General features: G+C 72.2%; 14 protein-coding genes. 5 read left to right on the top strand and 9 right to left on the bottom strand.

Going from position 1 to position 17,715, the window contains the following annotated elements:
• Nucleotides 1-2 precede the first annotated feature (2 nt).
• Both OHA91_RS08795 and OHA91_RS08800 read left to right on the top strand, forming a co-directional pair.
• Nucleotides 3-3,305 carry a DUF4082 domain-containing protein gene (locus tag OHA91_RS08795; protein WP_328738981.1) on the top strand — a complete coding sequence of 1,101 codons (3,303 nt, stop codon included), beginning with the start codon at nt 3-5 and terminating at the stop codon, nt 3,303-3,305.
• On the top strand, nt 3,302-4,351 hold the full coding sequence (locus OHA91_RS08800; protein WP_328738982.1) for a glycosyltransferase: 1,050 nt from the start codon (nt 3,302-3,304) through the stop codon (nt 4,349-4,351). The genes OHA91_RS08795 and OHA91_RS08800 overlap by 4 nt, the downstream gene beginning before the upstream one ends.
• Here OHA91_RS08800 and OHA91_RS08805 read toward each other — a convergent pair.
• Nucleotides 4,270-5,046, bottom strand: a complete 777-nt coding sequence (locus tag OHA91_RS08805) for a hypothetical protein (protein ID WP_209441507.1) — start codon at nt 5,044-5,046, stop codon at nt 4,270-4,272. The two genes, OHA91_RS08800 and OHA91_RS08805, sit on opposite strands and share 82 nt — an antisense overlap.
• Before the next feature lie 62 nt (nt 5,047-5,108).
• Here OHA91_RS08805 and OHA91_RS08810 point away from each other — a divergent pair, with 62 nt between their 5' ends.
• The 3 genes from OHA91_RS08810 (at nt 5,109) to OHA91_RS08820 (ending at nt 9,047) form a co-directional block, all read left to right on the top strand.
• Complete coding sequence (locus tag OHA91_RS08810) at nt 5,109-7,139, top strand: O-antigen ligase family protein (RefSeq protein ID WP_266493150.1); 2,031 nt, start codon at nt 5,109-5,111, stop codon at nt 7,137-7,139.
• Nucleotides 7,079-8,050, top strand: a complete 972-nt coding sequence (locus OHA91_RS08815) for a glycosyltransferase (protein WP_266493148.1) — start codon at nt 7,079-7,081, stop codon at nt 8,048-8,050. The genes OHA91_RS08810 and OHA91_RS08815 overlap by 61 nt, the downstream gene beginning before the upstream one ends.
• Nucleotides 8,051-8,141: 91 nt before the next feature.
• Entirely contained in the window at nt 8,142-9,047 is a 906-nt protein-coding gene (locus OHA91_RS08820) for an RNA polymerase sigma-70 factor (RefSeq protein ID WP_031152112.1), read from the top strand.
• Between the two features lie 22 nt (nt 9,048-9,069).
• Here OHA91_RS08820 and OHA91_RS08825 read toward each other — a convergent pair whose 3' ends face one another.
• Genes OHA91_RS08825 through OHA91_RS08860 form a run of 8 tightly spaced genes read right to left on the bottom strand, consistent with a single transcriptional unit; the run spans nt 9,070 to nt 17,504 of the window.
• The gene (locus OHA91_RS08825; RefSeq protein WP_328738983.1) at nt 9,070-9,864 is read right to left on the bottom strand and encodes a glycosyltransferase family 2 protein; all 795 of its coding nucleotides are present in this window, start codon (nt 9,862-9,864) and stop codon (nt 9,070-9,072) included.
• A gap of 25 nt (nt 9,865-9,889) precedes the next feature.
• On the bottom strand, nt 9,890-10,954 hold the full coding sequence (locus OHA91_RS08830; RefSeq protein WP_051893237.1) for a hypothetical protein: 1,065 nt from the start codon (nt 10,952-10,954) through the stop codon (nt 9,890-9,892).
• Nucleotides 10,955-10,964: 10 nt separating this feature from the next.
• On the bottom strand, nt 10,965-12,413 hold the full coding sequence (locus OHA91_RS08835; RefSeq protein WP_051893236.1) for an oligosaccharide flippase family protein: 1,449 nt from the start codon (nt 12,411-12,413) through the stop codon (nt 10,965-10,967).
• Entirely contained in the window at nt 12,410-13,147 is a 738-nt protein-coding gene (locus OHA91_RS08840) for a YveK family protein (RefSeq protein ID WP_209441506.1), read from the bottom strand. Before OHA91_RS08840 ends, OHA91_RS08835 begins: the two co-directional genes overlap by 4 nt.
• Before the next feature lie 29 nt (nt 13,148-13,176).
• Nucleotides 13,177-14,307 carry a non-hydrolyzing UDP-N-acetylglucosamine 2-epimerase gene (gene wecB / locus OHA91_RS08845; RefSeq protein WP_037632642.1) on the bottom strand — a complete coding sequence of 377 codons (1,131 nt, stop codon included), beginning with the start codon at nt 14,305-14,307 and terminating at the stop codon, nt 13,177-13,179.
• Nucleotides 14,308-14,311: 4 nt separating this feature from the next.
• Entirely contained in the window at nt 14,312-15,568 is a 1,257-nt protein-coding gene (locus OHA91_RS08850) for a nucleotide sugar dehydrogenase (RefSeq protein WP_031152096.1), read from the bottom strand.
• Nucleotides 15,568-16,338 (bottom strand): WecB/TagA/CpsF family glycosyltransferase, encoded by a 771-nt coding sequence (locus OHA91_RS08855; protein ID WP_031152093.1) that lies wholly within the window; start codon nt 16,336-16,338, stop codon nt 15,568-15,570. Before OHA91_RS08855 ends, OHA91_RS08850 begins: the two co-directional genes overlap by 1 nt.
• Nucleotides 16,335-17,504 carry a hypothetical protein gene (locus tag OHA91_RS08860; protein ID WP_328738984.1) on the bottom strand — a complete coding sequence of 390 codons (1,170 nt, stop codon included), beginning with the start codon at nt 17,502-17,504 and terminating at the stop codon, nt 16,335-16,337. The genes OHA91_RS08855 and OHA91_RS08860 overlap by 4 nt, the downstream gene beginning before the upstream one ends.
• Nucleotides 17,505-17,715: the final 211 nt, after the last annotated feature.

A 17,715-nucleotide genomic window follows, 5' to 3' on the forward strand; every position in this document is an offset into this window, starting at 1 on the left:
ACATGAACAGACGGACAAAGTTGCTCCGTTACGGTCTCTTCACCGTGGTGGCGGCCCTGATGGCCACGGTCCTGCCCCCGGCCGCGGTGGCCGGGGCGGCCGATCCCTGCGGTCCCACCACGAACGCGATCGTCTGCGAGAACTCCAAGCCGGGCACCCCGATGGAGGAGTGGTTCGCGCCGAGCGCGTACGGCGACATCAAGGGCTTCCCCGACCGGACGAGCGTCCAGCCCGGCGAAACGGTGCAGTTCAAGATCCAGTCGCCGACGGCGTACAAGGTCTCGGTCTACCGCCTCGGCCACTACGGGGGCAACGGGGCCCGGCTGATGTCGACCGCGGCCCAGGCCGCCCAGACGTACCCGGCGAACTTCGCGCCCGGCGGGAACCCGGCCGCCTGCACCACCAAGGCCGCCACCGGCCTGGTCGACTGCGGCAACTGGCCCGTCACCGTGACGTGGAACGTGCCGGCCGACGCCGTCTCCGGGCTCTACATCGCCAACTTCGACCAGGCGGACGGCAACGGCGTGATGCCGTACCCGTTCGTCGTCCGCAAGGACTCCAGCCACTCCGACATCGTCGTGCAGACCAGCGACCAGACCTGGCAGGCGTACAACAACTACGGCGGCCAGGACCTCTACGACGGCGGCGGTCCCGCGCCGGACGGGCGGGCCTACGAGGTCAGCTACAACCGGCCGATGGACATCGGCGGTGACAACGGGATCTACGGCTCCGAGTTCCAGATGGTCGCGTGGCTGGAGCGCAACGGCTACGACGTGAGCTACATGTCCGGCATCGACATGTCGGTCCGCGGCGCGACCCTGCTGCAGAACCACAAGGTGTTCATGTCCTCCGGGCACGACGAGTACTGGACCCAGGACCAGTTCACCAACGCCCTGAACGCGCGCCGCGCCGGGCAGCACCAGACGTACTTCGCCGGCAACGAGATCTTCTGGAAGACCCGGCTCGCGCCGAGCATCGACGGGACGAACACCGCCGACCGGACGCTGGTCTCGTACAAGGAGACCAAGCTGTCCTTCCCGCAGCCGAACGGCGTCCCGGACCCGAGCGGGATCTGGACGGGTACCTTCATGGACCCGGCCGGCGCGACCAACGGCCGGCCCTTCCAGCCGCAGAACCAGCTGACCGGTTCGATGTTCAGCGTCAACGGCTACCGCAGCGACGCGATCACCGTGCCGGGCACCTTCGCCAAGCAGCGGCTGTGGCGCAACACCTCCGTCGCGAACCTCACCCCCTCGCAGACCGCCACCTTCCCCACCGGGACGCTGGGCTACGAGTGGGACAGCGACGTGGAGAACGCAAGCCGCCCGGCCGGACAGATCCAGATGTCGTCCACGACCGTCGACATCGAGGACGGCAAGCTCCTGAAGGACTACGGCAACACCTACGGCAACGGCACCGCGACGCACAGCCTGGTGGCCTTCCGGGACCAGACCTCGCACGCGCTGGTGTTCGGCGCGGGCACGGTGCAGTGGTCCTGGGGCCTGACCAACATGCCCACGAGCAACCCGGACGACACGGTGGTCACGGCCGACAAGCGCATGCAGCAGGCCACCGTGAACGTCTTCGCCGACATGGGCGTCCAGCCCAAGTCCCTGCAGAGCGACCTGATCGCCTCGACCGCGTCCACGGACACCGTGGGACCCGGCATCACCGTGACCAGCCCGGCGGCGAACGCCACCGTCCCGGCCCTGCGGCCCGTGACCGTCACCGGTACGGCGACCGACACCGGCGGCGGCGTGGTGGCCCGGGTCGAGGTCTCCACCGACGGCGGAACCACCTGGAAGGCGACGACGGGCCTGGCCGCCTGGAGCTACACGTGGACCCCGACCACCCCGGGCCCCGTGCAGATCAAGGTGCGCGCGGTCGACGACAGCGTCAACATCGGCGCGACCACCACGGTCCCGCTGACCGTCGGCCCGCAGCAGTGCCCCTGCACCGTGTGGCCCGCCGCGGCCGTGCCGGGCACCGTCAACGCCGGTGACGGCAGCGCCGTCGAGCTCGGCGTGAAGATCCGCTCCTCCGTGGCCGGCTCCATCACCGGCGTCCGGTTCTACAAGTCCCCCGCCAACACCGGGACCCACACCGGCAGCCTGTGGAGCAGCACCGGCCAGCGCCTGGCCACCGGCACCTTCACCAACGAGACCGCGTCCGGCTGGCAGCAGCTGAACTTCTCCAGCCCGGTGCCGATCAAGCCCAACACCACCTACATCGCCTCCTACTTCGCCCCGAACGGCGGATACTCCTTCGACAACACCTTCGCCGCCGGCGACGCGGGCCTGGCCCCGCTCACCGCGCTGAAGAACGGGACCGACGGCGGCAACGGCGTCTACCGCTACAGCGGCACGGGCGGTTTCCCGAACAAGGCCTCGTCCGGCAGCAACTACTGGGTGGACGCGGTCCTGGACACCTCGGGCGCCAGCACGACCCCGCCCACCGTCACCGGAACCTCGCCGCAGTCCGCCGCGACCGGCACCCAGATCACGGCGGCCGTGACGGCCACCTTCAGCACCGCCGTCGACGCGGAGACGCTCACCTTCACCGTGAAGGACTCGGGCGGCGCCACCGTCCCGGGCACCAAGGTCCTCGGCGCCTCGAACAGCGCCACCTTCACCCCGTCCTCCGAACTGGCCCTGAACACCGCGTACACGGCGTCCGTCCAGGCGTCCGACCTGTGGGGCAACGCCATGAGCGCGCCGGTCACGTGGAACTTCACGACCAGCGCCAGCCCTCCGGCGGTGAACTGCCCGTGCACCCTGTGGAACTCCGCCGCGACGCCGAGCACCGCCAACGTGGGCGACGACGCCAACTCGGTGGAGCTGGGCACCCGCTTCCAGTCGGCGGTGAACGGCTACATCACCGGTGTCACCTTCTACAAGGGCCCCGGGAACACCGGCACCCACACGGGCAGCCTGTGGTCCGCCTCCGGCACGCTGCTGGCCACCGGCACCTTCGGCAGCGAAACCCTGACCGGGTGGCAGCAGCTGCAGTTCGCGACGCCCGTGCCCATCACGGCGGGCACCACGTACGTGGCCTCCTACCACGCGCCGAACGGCAACTACTCCGTGGACGGCGGCTACTTCACCGGCGCCCACCGCTCCTACCCGCTGGTGGCCCCGGCCGACGCGCCGGGCAGCGCCAACGGGCTCTACAAGTACGGCTCCGCCACGGCGTTCCCGTCGAACACCTTCGGATCCGTGAACTACTGGGTCGGTCCCGTCTTCACCACCACCCCGCCGAACCCGCTCCAGTCCACGGACGGGTCCACGGAGGTGTCCGGCCAGTGAGCACGGTCAGCGTGGTGATCCCCTGCTACAAGTACGGCCACTTCCTGGCCGACTGCGTCAAGAGCGTCCTGGACGAGCAGGAGGGCGTGGACGTCCGGGTGCTGATCATCGACGACGCCTCGCCCGACGACTCCGCGGACGTGGCCCGCGCGCTGGCGGCCGCCGACCCGCGGATCGAGGTGCGGGTCCACGAGCGCAACCAGGGGCACATCGCGACCTACAACGAGGGTCTGCTGGAGTGGGCCGACGGGGACTACGTCGCCCTGCTCTCGGCCGACGACCGGCTCGTCCCCGGGGCCCTGGTGCGCGCCGCCGCCCTGCTCGACGCCCATCCGGAGGCCGGTTTCGCCTACGGCAGGCCGCTGCGCTTCCTGCACGGCGGCCCGCTGCCGGCGGCCCGTACCCGGTCCACCGGCTCGGTGGTCTACCCGGGGCGGTGGTGGCTGGACCGGCGGTTCCGGGAGGGCACCGGCTGCATCACCTCGCCCGAGGTGGTCGTCCGTTCCAGCCTCCAGCGCAAGGTCGGCGGCTACGACCCGGAGCTTCCGCACGCCGGTGACATCGAGATGTGGATGCGGCTCGCCGCGCACGCCGACGTGGGCTACGTCCAGGGGGCCGACCAGGCCTTCTACCGCGTCCACGGCGACAACATGTCCACGACGGACTTCGGCGGACAGCTCGACGACCTGCGCCAGCGCCTCGTCGCCTTCGACTCGGTGCTGGTCAAGTGCGGCGATCTGCTCCCGGGGGCCGACCGGCTGGCACTGGCGGCGCGCACCCGGCTCGCCCGGTACGCGCTGCGGCGCGCCTACCGGGCGTACGACCGGGGCCGCACCGCGGTGGTGCCGGTCGACGAACTGGTGCAGTTCGCGGCCGAGTGCCTGCCCGACGGCTACACGTCGCTGGGCGAATACCGGGCGCTGCGGCTGCGCCGTCGGATCGGTCCGGGCGTGATGCCCTACCTTCAGCCGCTGGTGCTGTCGGCGGTCGCCGACCGGGGGCGCGAGTGGCTGTGGTGGCGTTCCTGGAAGCGCCGAGGGATCTGATGCCCCGTCTCCACCGGCTCCACCGGCGGGTCCTCGGGACCGGCGTCGGCGCTCTCGCGCCGGCGCCGGTCCCGGCGTGTCAGGAGCCGGTCGGTCCACAGGGTCGCGGCCACACCGCCGACCACGGCCAGCAGGGCCGCCCCGGCCAGGGACCGCATCCGGTCGCCGGTCCGCGCGACCGCGTGCGGCTGCACCAGCAGGTCCACGCTCATCCGTGCCGCGTCCGGGATGCCCTGCTGGGTCTGGAGCTCGGTCAGGTGCCGGGTGTAGACCTCGATGATCTTCCGTACGGACGCGTCCGCCACGTCGGGGTCGGAGTGCTCCACCTGGATCTGGAGCGAGGGGATCAGGTGGCGCGGGGTGACGCTGGTGCCGCTGTTGCGCGGTGTCATCCGGTAGGTGCCGCCGACCCCCGCCGCCTTGAGCTCGGCCGCTCCCGCGGGCGAGTCCAGCTGCTGCACGACGGCGTACGAGACGGCGGCGAGCGGCGGCTGGAGGTTCGCGAGCTGGTTCGGCTGCCTGCTGGTCACCGGCGGCTTGAGCACCACGATCGCGGAGCTGAGATGGACCGGTTCGGGCCGCAGCACCGCCGCCGCTCCGGCGGCCGCGAGCAGCGCCGCCACGACCAGGACGTACCAGCGCCGGCGCAGCGCACGGACCAACTCACCAGGCGACACGGGGATCCTTTCCTTCATGTCCGATCTTTGCAGGACCCGGGTAGGTCCGCCATCAAATCCGTTACCCGGCAGGGGTGTTCGTGAGCATTCGTGAATTGGTCGCGGTGCTGCGCCGGCGCTGGTACGTGATCGTGCCGACGGTCGTGCTCAGCCTGCTGGCGGCGCTGCACCTGTACCGGTCGGTGCCGGTGGCGTACCAGTCGCAGAGTTCGGTGGCGCTGCTGGACTCCTCGGCGGCCTCCAAGCTGCCGCCCTCCTTCGGCAATCCCATCTCCAATGCCGGCGGCGCCCTGGTGGTGACCGCGGACGTACTGATCAGGACGCTGTCGGGGGCGGACTCCGCCCGTGAACTGCACAGCCTGGGCGTGACCGATCCCTACACCGTCGGGTTCGCCGCGAACACCTCGGGCCCGCTGCTGACGCTGACGGTCACGGGCACCGACCGGGAGAAGGTGCTCGAGGAGACCAACATCCTGACCGGGTTCGCCGGGGAGCAGCTCAACGCCCTGCAGGCGGCGGCCAAGGTGCAGCCCGCGTACATGGTGCAGACCGCGCCGGTGGTACTGCCGCAGACCCCGGTGCCGCAGCTCAAGAGCCGCTACCAGCAGGTGCTGGGGGTCCTCATCGTCGGCGTCGGCAGCGGGTTCACCCTCTCCTTCGTGGCGGACGCGCTGCCGGCCGCCCGGCGGCGCAGGCGGGAGAGCTCCGCGGAGGACTCCGGCGGGCCGGGCCGGGCCGGCCGGCGCAGGTCCCGGGGCCGCCGTGTGGACGCCACCGCGCTGCTCACCGGGTATCTGGCGCTGGCCTTCTTCATCCCGTCGAACCTGACGCTGCCGGGCCTGGGCGGGGTGGGGACCCCGGCCAACGTGTTCGCCCTGCTGGCCCTGTTCTGGTATCTGGCGACCTGGCTCGCCGGCCGGATCCGGTCGGCGCCCGGGACCCGGCTGCCCCGGGTGGCGATGTGGCTGCTGACCGTCTCGGTGCTGGCCTCCTACATCGCGAACGCGAGCCGCGGGAGCGTGCGCAAGGAGCTGCTCGGCGCCGACCGCGGCCTGATCGCCCTGCTGGTGTGGGTGTCGCTGGTGGTGCTGGTCTCCGCCGGGATCCAGGACCGGGCGCGCCTGGACGTCCTGCTGCGCAGGGCGGTGGTGATGGGGACGATCGTGGCGGCCATAGGGTTCTACGACTTCTTCACCGCGACCAACATCGCCGACAGCATCAGCATCCCGGGGCTGTCGTCGAGCGTCCCCCAGATCACGACCCTGGACCGCGGGGCGTTCACCCGGCCCCGGTCCACGACGGCGCAGCCGCTGGAGTTCGGCGGGATGCTGGCGCTGCTGCTGCCCTTCGCCGTGCAGCAGGCCTTCGATCCGGTACGGCGCCACCTGAAGGCCTGGCGCCGGTGGGGGCCGGTGGCGCTGATGGGCGGGGCGCTGCCGCTGACGGTGTCGCGCACCTCGATCATCGGGGCGCTGATCGTGATCCTGGTGATGGTGCCGCGCTGGAAGCCGCAGCGGCGGTGGACCGCGATCGGTGTGCTCGTGGGGGCCGTGGCCTGCTTCAAGGTGATCATCCCCGGGCTGATCGGCACCATCACGGCCCTGTTCGCGTCCTTCCTGTCGAACTCCGACAGCAGTACCCAGGCCCGTACGGTCAAGTACAGCGCGATCGTCCCCTACCTGGACGAGCGGCCCCTGTTCGGGCGGGGCCTGGGCACGTTCATTCCCGAGCTCTACTTCTTCACCGACAACCAGTACATGCTGACCCTCGCCGAGATGGGGTTCCTGGGGCTGCTCGCGCTCCTGTTCCTCTTCCTCACCGGCATCCACCAGGGCGGGGCGATCCGCCGGCTGGCCGTCGGCGAGTCCGACCGGGAGCTGGGACAGGCGTTCTTCGCGTCCGCCCTCGTCGCCCTGGTCGTCAGCGCCACCTTCGACGCACTCAGCTTCCCGATGTTCGCCGGGATGTTCTTCCTGACGATCGCCGCCGGAGGCAGTTACCTCGGCTTCATCCGGCGCGCGGCGCCGAAGCCCCGATCCGTGGAGTTCCCATGCCTTCCCGCCGATCAGCATCCCCCGACCTCCTCGCGGGCACCGGCTCCGGCCCGGTAGCGGTCCTCGTCGTCACCTGGAACAGTGCGGAGGTCCTGCCGGGGTTCCTCGCCTCGCTGCCGGAGGGCATGGCCGGGCTCGACTGGCGCCTCGTCGTCGCCGACAACGACTCCGCCGACGACACGGTGGAGGTGATCCGCTCCCTGGCCCCGGACGCGACGGTCGTCCGGACCGGCCGCAACGCCGGTTACGCGGCCGGGGTGAACGCCGCGCTGGCGGCGGCCGCCGGGTGGGAGGGCGGCTTCCGGGCCGCCCTGGTGTGCAATCCGGACATCCGGATGCGGCAGGGCTGCGCCAAGCTGCTCGTCGACGCGCTGGGCGAGGCGCACCCCGGCGGCGGCCGGGTCGGGATCAGCGTCCCGCTGCTGTACGAGGAGGACGGCCGGACACTGCTGCACTCGCTGCGCCGCGAGTCCAGCGTGACCCGCGCGCTGGGCGAGGCGGTGATCGGCAACCGCCGGGCGGGGCGCTTCCCGCGCTGGAGCGAGCTGGTCACCGACCCGGCCGCGTACGGGCGGGAGACGGTGGCGGACTGGGCGACGGGGGCGCTGATGGCCCTGTCCGGGGAGTGCCTGGCCGCGTGCGGGCCGTGGGACGAGTCGTTCTTCCTGTACTCGGAGGAGACCGAGTACTGTCTGCGGGCCCGGGACTTGGGCTTCGTGACCCGGCTGGAGCCCTCGGCCTCGGCCACCCACCTCGGCGGGGACTCCCAGGTGTCGCCGCGGCTGTGGACCCTGCTGACCGTCAACCGGGTCCGCCTCTACCGGCGCCGTCACGGCCTGGCGGCCACCACCGCCTTCCGGGCGGCCGTGCTGCTGCGGGAGTCCTCCCGGGCTGCGCTGGGCCGCCCGGCGAGCCTGGCGGCGGCCCGGGCCCTGGCCGGCCGTTCGGCGCCGCACGGTGCCCCGTAGACCGCCCGGGCCGGCGGAACCGGCACGTGTTGTCACAGGAACGGATCGGCCGGTGTCCTGTGGGCGTACCCCTGGAATCGGAGGAGACATCATGAGCGAGGACGGCGCCGGCGCGGCGACCGAGACCTTCGTCGCGCACCGCAATCTGCTGTTCACCGTGGCCTACGAGATGCTCGGATCGGCGGCCGACGCGGAGGACGTCCTCCAGGAGACGTGGCTGCGCTGGGTCGAGGTCGATCTGGAGCAGGTGCGCGACCGGCGTGCGTACCTGGTGCGGATCACGACCCGGCAGGCGCTGAACCGGCTGCGCGCGATGAGCCGCCGCAAGGAGGCGTACGTCGGTTCCTGGCTGCCCGAACCGCTGCTCACCGCGCCGGACGTGGCCGAGGACGCCGAGCTCGCGGAGAGCGTGTCGATGGCGCTGATGCTCGTCCTGGAGACGCTGTCGCCGACCGAGCGCGCCGTCTTCGTGCTGCGGGAGGTCTTCGACGTCGGCTACGAGGAGATCGCGGCCGCGGTGGGCAAGAGCTCGGCGGCCGTCCGCCAGATCGCCCACCGCGCCCGCAAGCACGTGGACGCGCGGCGGCCCCGGCAGGCGGTCTCGGCCGCGCAGACGCGGGCGGCGTTGGAGTCCTTCCGGGGCGCGCTGGAGTCCGGCGACCCGCAGGACCTCCTCGCCGTGCTCGCCCCCGACGTCGTCCTCGTGGCGGACGGCGGCGGCATCAAGCAGGCGGCGCTGCGGCCGATCGCCGGTGCCGAGAGGGTGGCCCGCTTCATGGTGGGCGGCATCGGCAAGAACGACAGGAACAACCTTCCGATGACGCTCGCGCCGACGGTGGTCAACGGCAGCCCGGCCCTGGCCGTCCATCTGGGCGGGGAGCTCGACGGGATCATGACGGTCCGGGTCGAGGACTCCCGTATCACCGGCCTCTACTACGTCCGCAACCCGGAGAAGCTGGCCCGCCTGGCGTCGGAGATCCCGCTGGCCCTGCGGTGAGCCCCGCCGTCCCCGCCCTTCCTCACGCGCCGTCCCACGCGGTGTAGAAGCTGCCGGGGTTCACCAGGTAGCGGACGGTGGGGCGGGGCAGGTGGCGCACCTCGTGGCGGCGGGCGTAGCGGCGGATGAGCTCCCAGTCCTCGCGGGGCAGCACCTCGGGGGTCCGCCGCAGCCGACTGAAGTGCAGGGCCCGGCTGCGGCGGGCCACGAAGGCATTGGTGTCCAGGAAGGCCTCGTGGGCGGCGCGGCGGCGGTCGAAGGGCACCGACAGGACGTCGCGTTCGGTGCCGTCGGGCAGCACCCTGCGCAGTGCGGTGTAGACGGCGTCGGGTCCGCCAGCCGCGTCGAGTGCCGCCAGGGCCTGCTCCAGGTGGTCGGGCTCCCACAGGTTGTCGTCGTCGAGGAAGGCCACGTACCGGGAGCGGGTGAGCCGGATGCCGACGTTGCGCACGACTCCGGCGGTCGCCGTGTTGCGGGCCAGGGACACGGCGAACAGGCGCGGGTCCGCGGGCAGTTCGGGCAGTCCGGCGCCGTCGTCGACGACGATGACCACCTGGTCGGCGACGGTCTGGGCCAAGGCGGAGCGGACCGCCGCGCGCAGCGCGTCGGGGCGGCGGTGGGTGGCGATCACGGTGGCGACCCGGGCGGCCGGCGGCCGGCCCAGGAGGGCGGCGAGGCGGGTGGTCTCGGCGTCCTCGAAGCGCCGCAGCCGTACGGCGGAGGGCAGGAGCAGGAGTTTGTTGCGTGCTTCGAAGAGCACCAGCCAGCCGAAGGCCCGCTTGAGCAGTTCCCAGGGGGCCCGGGCGATACGGCGCATGTCGCACACTCCGTCGTGGTGGGGGTCAGGGGGCGGGTTCCACGGGGCGGCCGTCGGACATGCGGTTGTCCTTCCACACGTTCCCGGCGCCGCCGGCGTTCCAGGCGGTGACCGGCCCGTAGGCGCCGCCGGCCGGGTGGTACTGGGTGGAGAAGACGTTGCCGGTGACCTGGATGCCGGTGGCGCCCGGGCCTCCGCCGTAGAGCGCGTACGCGCCCCCGGCCAGCCAGTTGTCCTCGACGACGACGGAGGAGACGACCCCGGTGTCGGCGAAGAGGCCGACGGCGGCGGTGGCGCCCTTGTCGACGGGGGTGGAGTTGAGCAGGGTGTTGTGCCGGACGGTCAGCCGGCCCTTGTTGCCGCCGCCGCTGATGACGGCGTCGATGTGCTGCCATTCGCCGCCCTGGTTGCGGAAGGCGACGAGGTCGTGCACGTAGTTGTCGTGCAGGTCGCCCTGGCCCATGGACAGGGCGTTGCCGAACACCGAGATGTCGCACCAGCCGACCTCGATGGAGCTGCCGCCCATGTTCGAGACGGCGTAGTTGACCCCTCCGTTGTCGGGGCCCTTGCCCGGTACGGCGGTGATGGTGGTGTGCAGGACCTTGAGCCCGCTGAAGCCGGGACGCAGGTTGACCCCCCACCAGTTGGTGGAGGTGATCCTGCTGTCGATGATCGTGACGTCGTTGGCGTAGATGTCGAGCGAGCCGCGGATGTCCCAGCCCTTGATGACCGTGCCGTCCTTCTTGACCGACATGTTGCCGGTGTCGTGCCGTTCGAGTGCGATCCGCGGCCCGGTGCTGTTCGCGTCGGGGTATCCGCACGCCCCGGGTGAGGTGCAGGCGGTGGCGGAGGCGGAGGGCGACGGTGCGCCCGTTCCCGGCGGGGCCGTCGGGGAGGGTGTGGCCGACGGGCTCGGCGTGGCGGTGGGGGCGGGCGCCGCCGTCCCGGGCAGGACGGCCGACGGTGTCGCGGAAGGCGCGGCCTTCGGGTCGCCCACCCCGGTGCGGTCGGCGTCGTACAGCGTGAGGACGACGGCCAGGACCACCCCGGCGAGCAGCCACGCCACGAGGCGCCTTCGGTTCCGTGTCATGGCCGTTCGCCTATCCTCGGAGCGTTTTTCGGGCGGGCAGGAGGCACACGGCGTACGCCAGGGTGCCGACGGCCGCGGTGGCCAGGAGCGCGGGCACGGAGTCGCCGAGGTACCGCTCCAGTACGAGGAGCGCCGCGGCCATCACGGCCCCGCCGAGCAGCGGCCAGGCGCAGGCCCGGGCGACCGTGCCCAGGCGGATGCCGCCGCGGTGCAGGGCGAGGAGGAAGACCGGGACCACGACGGCGCCGGCGACCGCGACGTGGCCCTGGGCCACGCCAACGATGCCGCCGCCGCGGGCGCCGATCACGAGGGCCGGGATCAGCAGGACGAGCCACAGGCCCTGGACCGCGATGAGCGAGCGGCGGCGGCCGACGGCCACCAGGCAGTCGTAGGCGAGTTCGCAGCCGATGCGGACCAGGCCCAGGGCCATCAGCCAGGGCAGGGCGCCGGCCGCGGGCAGCCAGCGTCCGCCGTAGACGAGCTCGATCACGGGCGCGGCGAGGGCGGCCAGCAGGACGCACAGCGGGACGGTGGCCGCGGTCACCACGCCGAGGGCGCGGGCGAATCCGGCGGCCAGTGCCTGTGGTGAGTCGGCCAGCCGGGAGAAGCCGGCGAAGGAGACGCGGCGGGCGGCCTCGGAGATGATGCGGACCGGCCAGCCGGAGATGTTGAAGGCGAGGACGTAGAAGCCGAGCGCGAGGGGGTCCAGGGTGGAGCCCACGACCATGGTGTCCACGTTGACGACGCCGAGGGCGAGCATGCTGGCCCCGGCGAGCGGGAGGCCGAACTTCAGCAGGGCGCGGGCCTGTTCCCGGTCCCAGCCGAACTTCAGGGTGCCGGGTGCGGCGAGGCAGCAGCCGATGAGGGCGGCCACGTTGCCGACGACGGACCCCCAGGCGAAGCTCATCGCGCCCCAGCCCTGGACGGCCAGCAGCAGGGTCACGGCGGTGCTGAGGACGAAGTTGAGGCCGTCGACGGCCATCCGCCGGCCCTGCGCGAACTCCCGGGTCAGGAAGCCGGCCGGCACCTGGGACAGTCCGTCGAGGACCACGCACAGGCACATGACCCGCAGGACCCCGGAGGCTTCGGGTGAGCCGAGCACGTCGGCGACGGCCGGGGCGGTCGCGAAGAGCACGGCGTACAGCAGGCAGCTGGAGGCCGCGCTCAGGGTGAGGACGGTGGGGGCGAAGCGGCGCGGGTCGCCCTCCCAGCGGACGATGGCGAGGGAGACGCCCAGCTCGTTCGCGGAGAGCAGGACGAGCAGGACGGTCTGGGCGATGCCGTACACGCCCCAGGCCTCGGGGCCGAGGAAGTAGCGGGCGAGGACGATGCCGGTCGCGAAGTTGCCGAGGCGCATCACGACCGTGTTGATCAGGCTCCACTTGGCGGCGGAGCCGACCTTGCGCCCCAGCGAGGGCGCCGCGGGCGCGGGCTGCGTGCTCGTGCCGGTGTCGGTCACGTCGCCCCCGCCCCGCCCGGGCCGACGGTGCGCAGGGCCATGGTCTCGTCGGTCGCGGCGGGCGCCGCGCCGACGGGTACGGGGGCCGCCTCGGCGGAGGGCGTCGCGGCGGGGGCCGGGCGGTTCTTCCCGCGCGGGGTGCGCCGCCGGGCCTCCACGAAGAAGACGGCGACCAGGCTGAGGACGAAGCCCAGCGCGCCCACCATCACCAGGTACTGGAGCCGGGTCTTGGTCTGTGCCTCCGGCTTCTGCGGGGGCACGATCGTCGCCATCCGGATCATGGCCTCGGGGGCCACGGACTGCTGGGTCTGGAACTCCTTGAGCCGCTTGTCGGCGTAGGCGGCGAGGAGTTCGTCGGACGTGAGGACGGCCGCCGGGTCGGTGCCGGTGACGGTCAGCCACATGAAGGGGCCCTGGGCGTTGTCGGCGATCTTCACTTCGTGCCTGCCGGTGACGCCGAGGGCCTTGAGGTCGGCTTTGGCCCCGTCCGAGTTGAGGTTGCGGGCGAGGCCGTCGGCCATGCCGGTCAGCGAGGTCTGCGTGCTGAGGAAGGGGTTTCCGTCGAAGGCCTCGGTGGCCTTCGACGAGTTGAGCAGCGTCACGGTGCTCTGCGACTGGTACTCCACCGGGATCAGCAGGTGCACGGCGGTGGTGAGTGCCGCCGTCAGCAGCAGTCCGGGCAGCAGCACGTACCAGCGCCTGCGCATGACCCGCCCTATCTCGGCGAGATCCATGGTCTTCCCCCTTGTTGCGGATGTTCCGGCTACTGCGGTCCGTGCCCGGCGGCCGGCACGAGGTCGGTGGGTCTGGGCCGGGTGCGGGCGGTGCCGCCGTCGAGGAGGACGGCGGCGATGCGCTCGCTGGCGCGGCCGTCCCACAGTGCGGGGCAGCGCGGCGCGGGCGGATCGTCGAGGACCTTGTCGACGGTGGCGACGATCCGGTCCGGATCGGTGCCGGCGAGGACGTTGGTGCCCTCGTCGACGGTGACGGGGCGCTCGGTGTTCTCCCGCAGGGTCACGCAGGGGACGCCCAGCGCGGTGGTCTCCTCCTGGACGCCGCCGGAGTCGGTGAGGACCAGGCGGGCGGAGTCCTGCAGCGCGATGAAGTCGAGGTACCCGGCGGCCGGTACGAGCCGGATGCCGTCGGGGACGCCCAGGTCTGCCAGCCGATCGGCGGCCCGCGGGTGCACGGGCAGCAGGAGCGGGCAGCGGCCGGCGATCTCGCCGAGGGCCTTGAGGAGGCCGCGCAGCGCGCCGGGGTCGTCCACGTTGGCCGGCCGGTGCAGGGTGACCAGGCCGTATCCGCCGCGGGTCAGCCCGTAGCGGTCCAGGACGTCGGACTGCCTGGCCCGGTCCAGGTTGGCCAGGAGGGTGTCGATCATGACGTTGCCGACGACGTGGACCTGGTCCTCGCGGTAGCCCTCCGCGCGCAGGTTCGCGGCGGCGTCGGGCGAGGGGGCCAGCAGGTAGTCGCTGACCCGGTCGGTGGCGACCCGGTTGACCTCCTCGGGCATGCTCCAGTCGCGGCTGCGCAGGCCTGCTTCCACGTGGGCCAGCAGCGGGCCGGCCTTCGCGGTCACCAGGGCGCAGGCGAGGGTGGAGTTGATGTCCCCGACCACCACCACGGCGTCCGGGGCCAGTTCGTCGAGCAGCGGCTCGAAGGCGGCCATCACCCGCCCGGTCTGCTGGGCGTGGCTGCCCGAGCCGGCGCCCAGGTACCGGTCGGGCGGCCGGATGCCGAGGTCGCGGAAGAACACGTCGTTCATGGACTCGTCGTAGTGCTGTCCGGTGTGGACGAGGACCACCTCGGCGCCGCGGCGCTCCAGTGCGTCCATCACCGGTTTGATCTTCATGTAGTTGGGGCGCGCCCCGGCGACGCAGACGATCCTGGTCATGGATTCAGAGCACCTCCACCTTCGGGCCGGTCATGCGGTTGCGGGTGTCGAGCACGAAGGAGGCGTGCTCGGTGATCATCTGGTAGTCGAAGGAGTCGTGGTCGGTGAGCAGGACGACGACGTCGGCGGCCGCCAGCTCCTTGCGGGTCGCTTCGACCCGGGCGAGGCGGGCGTCGACCTTCACGCCCTCCACGACGTGCGGGTCGACGGCGCGGACCTTGGCCCCCATGTCGAGGAGCAGTTGGGCGATGCGTACGGCGGGCGACTCCCGGGCGTCGCCGGTGTTCTTCTTGTACGCGAGGCCGAGCAGCAGGATCCGGGAGCCGTTGACGGAGCGGCGCTTGGCGTTGAGGGCGTCCACCACGCGGCGCGTCACGTATTCGGGCATGTGGTTGTTGATGTCGTTGGCGAGTTCGACGAAGCGGAAGTTCTGGCCGAGCTCCCGCTGGACGCGCCAGTTCAGGTACGAGGGGTCGATGGGCAGGCAGTGGCCGCCGACGCCCGGGCCGGGGGTGAACTTCATGAAGCCGAACGGCTTGCTGGAGGCGGCCTCGATGGACTGCCAGACGTCGATGTCGAGGTGGCGGGCGAACATGGCGATCTCGTTGACGAGGGCGATGTTCACGTGCCGGAAGGTGTTCTCCAGCAGCTTCGCCAGCTCGGCCTCCTTGGGCGAGCGCACGGGCACGGTGGTGTCGACGAGCTGCCCGTAGAACGCCTCGACGGCCTTCAGGGAGGCGGCGTCGACGCCGGAGACGACCTTGGGCGTCTGCTGGAAGCCCCAGACGGTGTTGCCGGGGTCGATGCGCTCGGGGCTGTATCCCAGGTGGAAGTCGGCGCCGGCGGTGAGCCCGGAGCCGTCCTCCAGGATCGGGGCGAACAGCTCCTCGGTGGTGCCCGGGTAGGTGGTGGACTCCAGGATCACGGTCGCGCCCGGCCGCAGGAAGCGGGCCAGGGTGTGGGCCGACTCCTCGATGTAGCGCAGGTCGGGGGCCCCGTCCTGCAAGGGGGTGGGGACGGTGACGACGGCGACGTCGAAACCGCCGCAGTCCCGGGCGAGTTCGCTCGGGCGGTAGGTGCCGCGCTCCAGGGCGCGGGCGAGGCGTTCGGAGGTGACGTCCTCGACGTACGACTCTCCGGCGGCGAGGCTCTTGACCCGCCGCTCGTCCACGTCGTAACCGATCACCTGGTGGCCGACCTCGGCGGCCCGGACGGCCAGCGGAAGTCCGACGTATCCCTGTCCCACGACGACGACGCGCATCAGCAGTGACTCCTGTTCGCGGAACCGGCAGACGGTGTGCGGTGGATGAGCTCCCGGACCGTCATGGCGAGGAAGGCGGCATTGGTGGTGAGGTAGCGCTTGCCGAGGCGACGCGGTTCCTGGAGGGTCCGGTAGAACCATTCGAGGCCCATCCGCTGCCAGACGAGCGGGGCCCGCTTGGTGATGCCGGCGAGGATGTCGAAGGAGCCTCCGACGCCGTGCACGACGTGGGCGCCGGTGCGCTTGCCGTAGCCGGCGGTGAAGATCTCCTTCTTGGGCGAGGTCATGCCGAGGAACAGCAGGCGGGCGCCGCTGTCGGCGACGGAGTCGGCGATCTCCTCCTGCTCGGAGTCGCCGAAGTAGCCGTTGCGGCTGCCGGCGACCCGCAGTTGCGGGAAGCGTTCGGAGATCTGCCGGAGCATCATCTCCAGCACCTCCTGCTGGGCGCCGAGCAGGTAGACGGGGATGTCCGCGACCTCGGCCGCGGCGAGCAGGCGCATGAACAGGTCGATGCCCGCGACCCGTTCGGGCAGCCGGACGCCGAGGACGCGGCCGGCCCAGACCACGGCCTGGCCGTCGGCGAGGACGAGGTCGCAGCCGGCGACCGCCTCGGCGAGGGCCGGGTCGCGCCGCATGTTGACGAGCTTGGCGGCGTTGACCATGCCGATCTCGATCTGCTCGCCGCGCCGTACGGCGTCGAGGCAGCGCTGGACGGTCTCGTCCATGGTCAGGGGGTCGAGTGCGACCCCGAAGAGGGTGTGGCGGGTCATCTCTGCGGCCCCCCGAGCCAGGCGAACAGCATCCAGCCGAACTCGTACGGGCGGCACTCCCGGTCCACCGCGCGGGGGCGGAAGAGCAGGTCCAGGGGTGCGAGCCGGGCGTGCGGGGCGACCCGGGTGGTGAGCCCGCGGGCGGCCCGGACGGCCTTCTTCGGGTCGCCGCGGTAGACCTTGCGCCAGGTGATGCCGAGGTCCTCGCGGATCATCGGCTCGCGCGGGGTTCCGGTGGGCCCGGCGAGTTCGGGGACCTCCGTCATCCAGCGCAGTCCGCGGCGGATCGCCGCGCCGAAGTCGGTGCCGCCCGCCTCAGCGAGGTCGAACAGGGCGGTGGGGGCCATCGCGTGCTGGTGCACGCTGTAGACGGGGTAGCCCTCGATCACGCCGCCTTCGCGGGCGTCGTAGTGCCACCACCACTGTCCGCCGTCGCCCTGGAGGTCGACGATGCGGGCGGCGCAGGCGTCGGCGGCCGCGAGGGCCTCCGGGTCGTCGCCGCTCGCGTGCAGCCGGGCCAGCGCCTGCAGCGGATAGGTCTGGTCGGCGAAACAGGCCACGTGCGCGCGGTAGCCGGGCACCGGTCCCGGGCCGGTGGCGTGCGGGAACAGCGGACTGTTGCCGGTCCTGGCCGCCAGCAGGCGGTCGCGGGCGGCCGTGAGGCGGTCCTCCACGTCCACCACGGCGCGCGCGGCAGCGAGGGCGGAGAGCACCCAGGCCGCCTCGACCGTGTACTGCGGCCGCCCGGGCCGGTCCAGGGCGGCGACCCGGCCGAGCGCGTCGGACAGTTTCGGGTGGCCGGTCTCGGCGGCGGCCCAGGCGATGAGCGCCGCGTCGCCGAGGTTCACCACCCCGGGCAGCCGTTCCACGAGCAGGCCGGTGAACTCCTCGGCGGAGCGTCCGCCGAACAGGGCGCGCTGCCGCTCCTCGGGCAGGAACCGGGCGCCCAGCGCGGTGATGGCCGCGTACCGGGTGCTGGTTCCCCGCAGTTCCAGGCGTCGTGTGCCCTCGGGCGAGACCGCCCCGGCCCTGGTGAAGACGAAAGTCTCGGCCTCGGGCAGATACATGGCGGGCAGACCCGCCTCGGCCAGCCCGAGCAGCCGCTGCGCCAGCGCGTGCAGCTTCGGGTCCTCTTCGGCCAGTGCTCCTAATCGTGTGGTGGTCATCGGGTCCCCACCCCGACTCCCCGGGTGCCGCTCGCACCCCGCATGTCCGAGCTCTTCGGCTCCAACACACCTACCCCCTCTGATCGCTCCTCGGACGGACCTGGCGGTCGTCATTCCGCGGAGGGGGACTGCGCGTGACGGCGCCCGTGCCCGCGGCGTCCGACGCCGAGGGCACGAGCCGTCCGAAGGCTGCCGTCTGGATCCCCCCAGC

This window comes from Streptomyces erythrochromogenes (genome assembly GCF_036170895.1).
Taxonomy (GTDB): domain Bacteria; phylum Actinomycetota; class Actinomycetes; order Streptomycetales; family Streptomycetaceae; genus Streptomyces; species Streptomyces erythrochromogenes.

Bases quoted from the DNA above. Each gene is read 5' to 3' on its own strand.
- OHA91_RS08795 (WP_328738981.1), top strand. From the start codon at position 3: ATGAACAGACGGACAAAGTTGCTCCGTTACGGTCTCTTCACCGTGGTG.
- OHA91_RS08805 (WP_209441507.1), bottom strand. From the start codon at position 5,046: ATGAAGGAAAGGATCCCCGTGTCGCCTGGTGAGTTGGTCCGTGCGCTG.
- OHA91_RS08815 (WP_266493148.1), top strand. From the start codon at position 7,079: ATGCCTTCCCGCCGATCAGCATCCCCCGACCTCCTCGCGGGCACCGGC.
- OHA91_RS08820 (WP_031152112.1), top strand. From the start codon at position 8,142: ATGAGCGAGGACGGCGCCGGCGCGGCGACCGAGACCTTCGTCGCGCAC.
- OHA91_RS08825 (WP_328738983.1), bottom strand. From the start codon at position 9,864: ATGCGCCGTATCGCCCGGGCCCCCTGGGAACTGCTCAAGCGGGCCTTC.
- OHA91_RS08830 (WP_051893237.1), bottom strand. From the start codon at position 10,954: ATGACACGGAACCGAAGGCGCCTCGTGGCGTGGCTGCTCGCCGGGGTG.
- OHA91_RS08840 (WP_209441506.1), bottom strand. From the start codon at position 13,147: ATGGATCTCGCCGAGATAGGGCGGGTCATGCGCAGGCGCTGGTACGTG.
- wecB (WP_037632642.1), bottom strand. From the start codon at position 14,307: ATGACCAGGATCGTCTGCGTCGCCGGGGCGCGCCCCAACTACATGAAG.
- OHA91_RS08850 (WP_031152096.1), bottom strand. From the start codon at position 15,568: ATGCGCGTCGTCGTCGTGGGACAGGGATACGTCGGACTTCCGCTGGCC.
- OHA91_RS08855 (WP_031152093.1), bottom strand. From the start codon at position 16,338: ATGACCCGCCACACCCTCTTCGGGGTCGCACTCGACCCCCTGACCATG.
- OHA91_RS08860 (WP_328738984.1), bottom strand. From the start codon at position 17,504: ATGACCACCACACGATTAGGAGCACTGGCCGAAGAGGACCCGAAGCTG.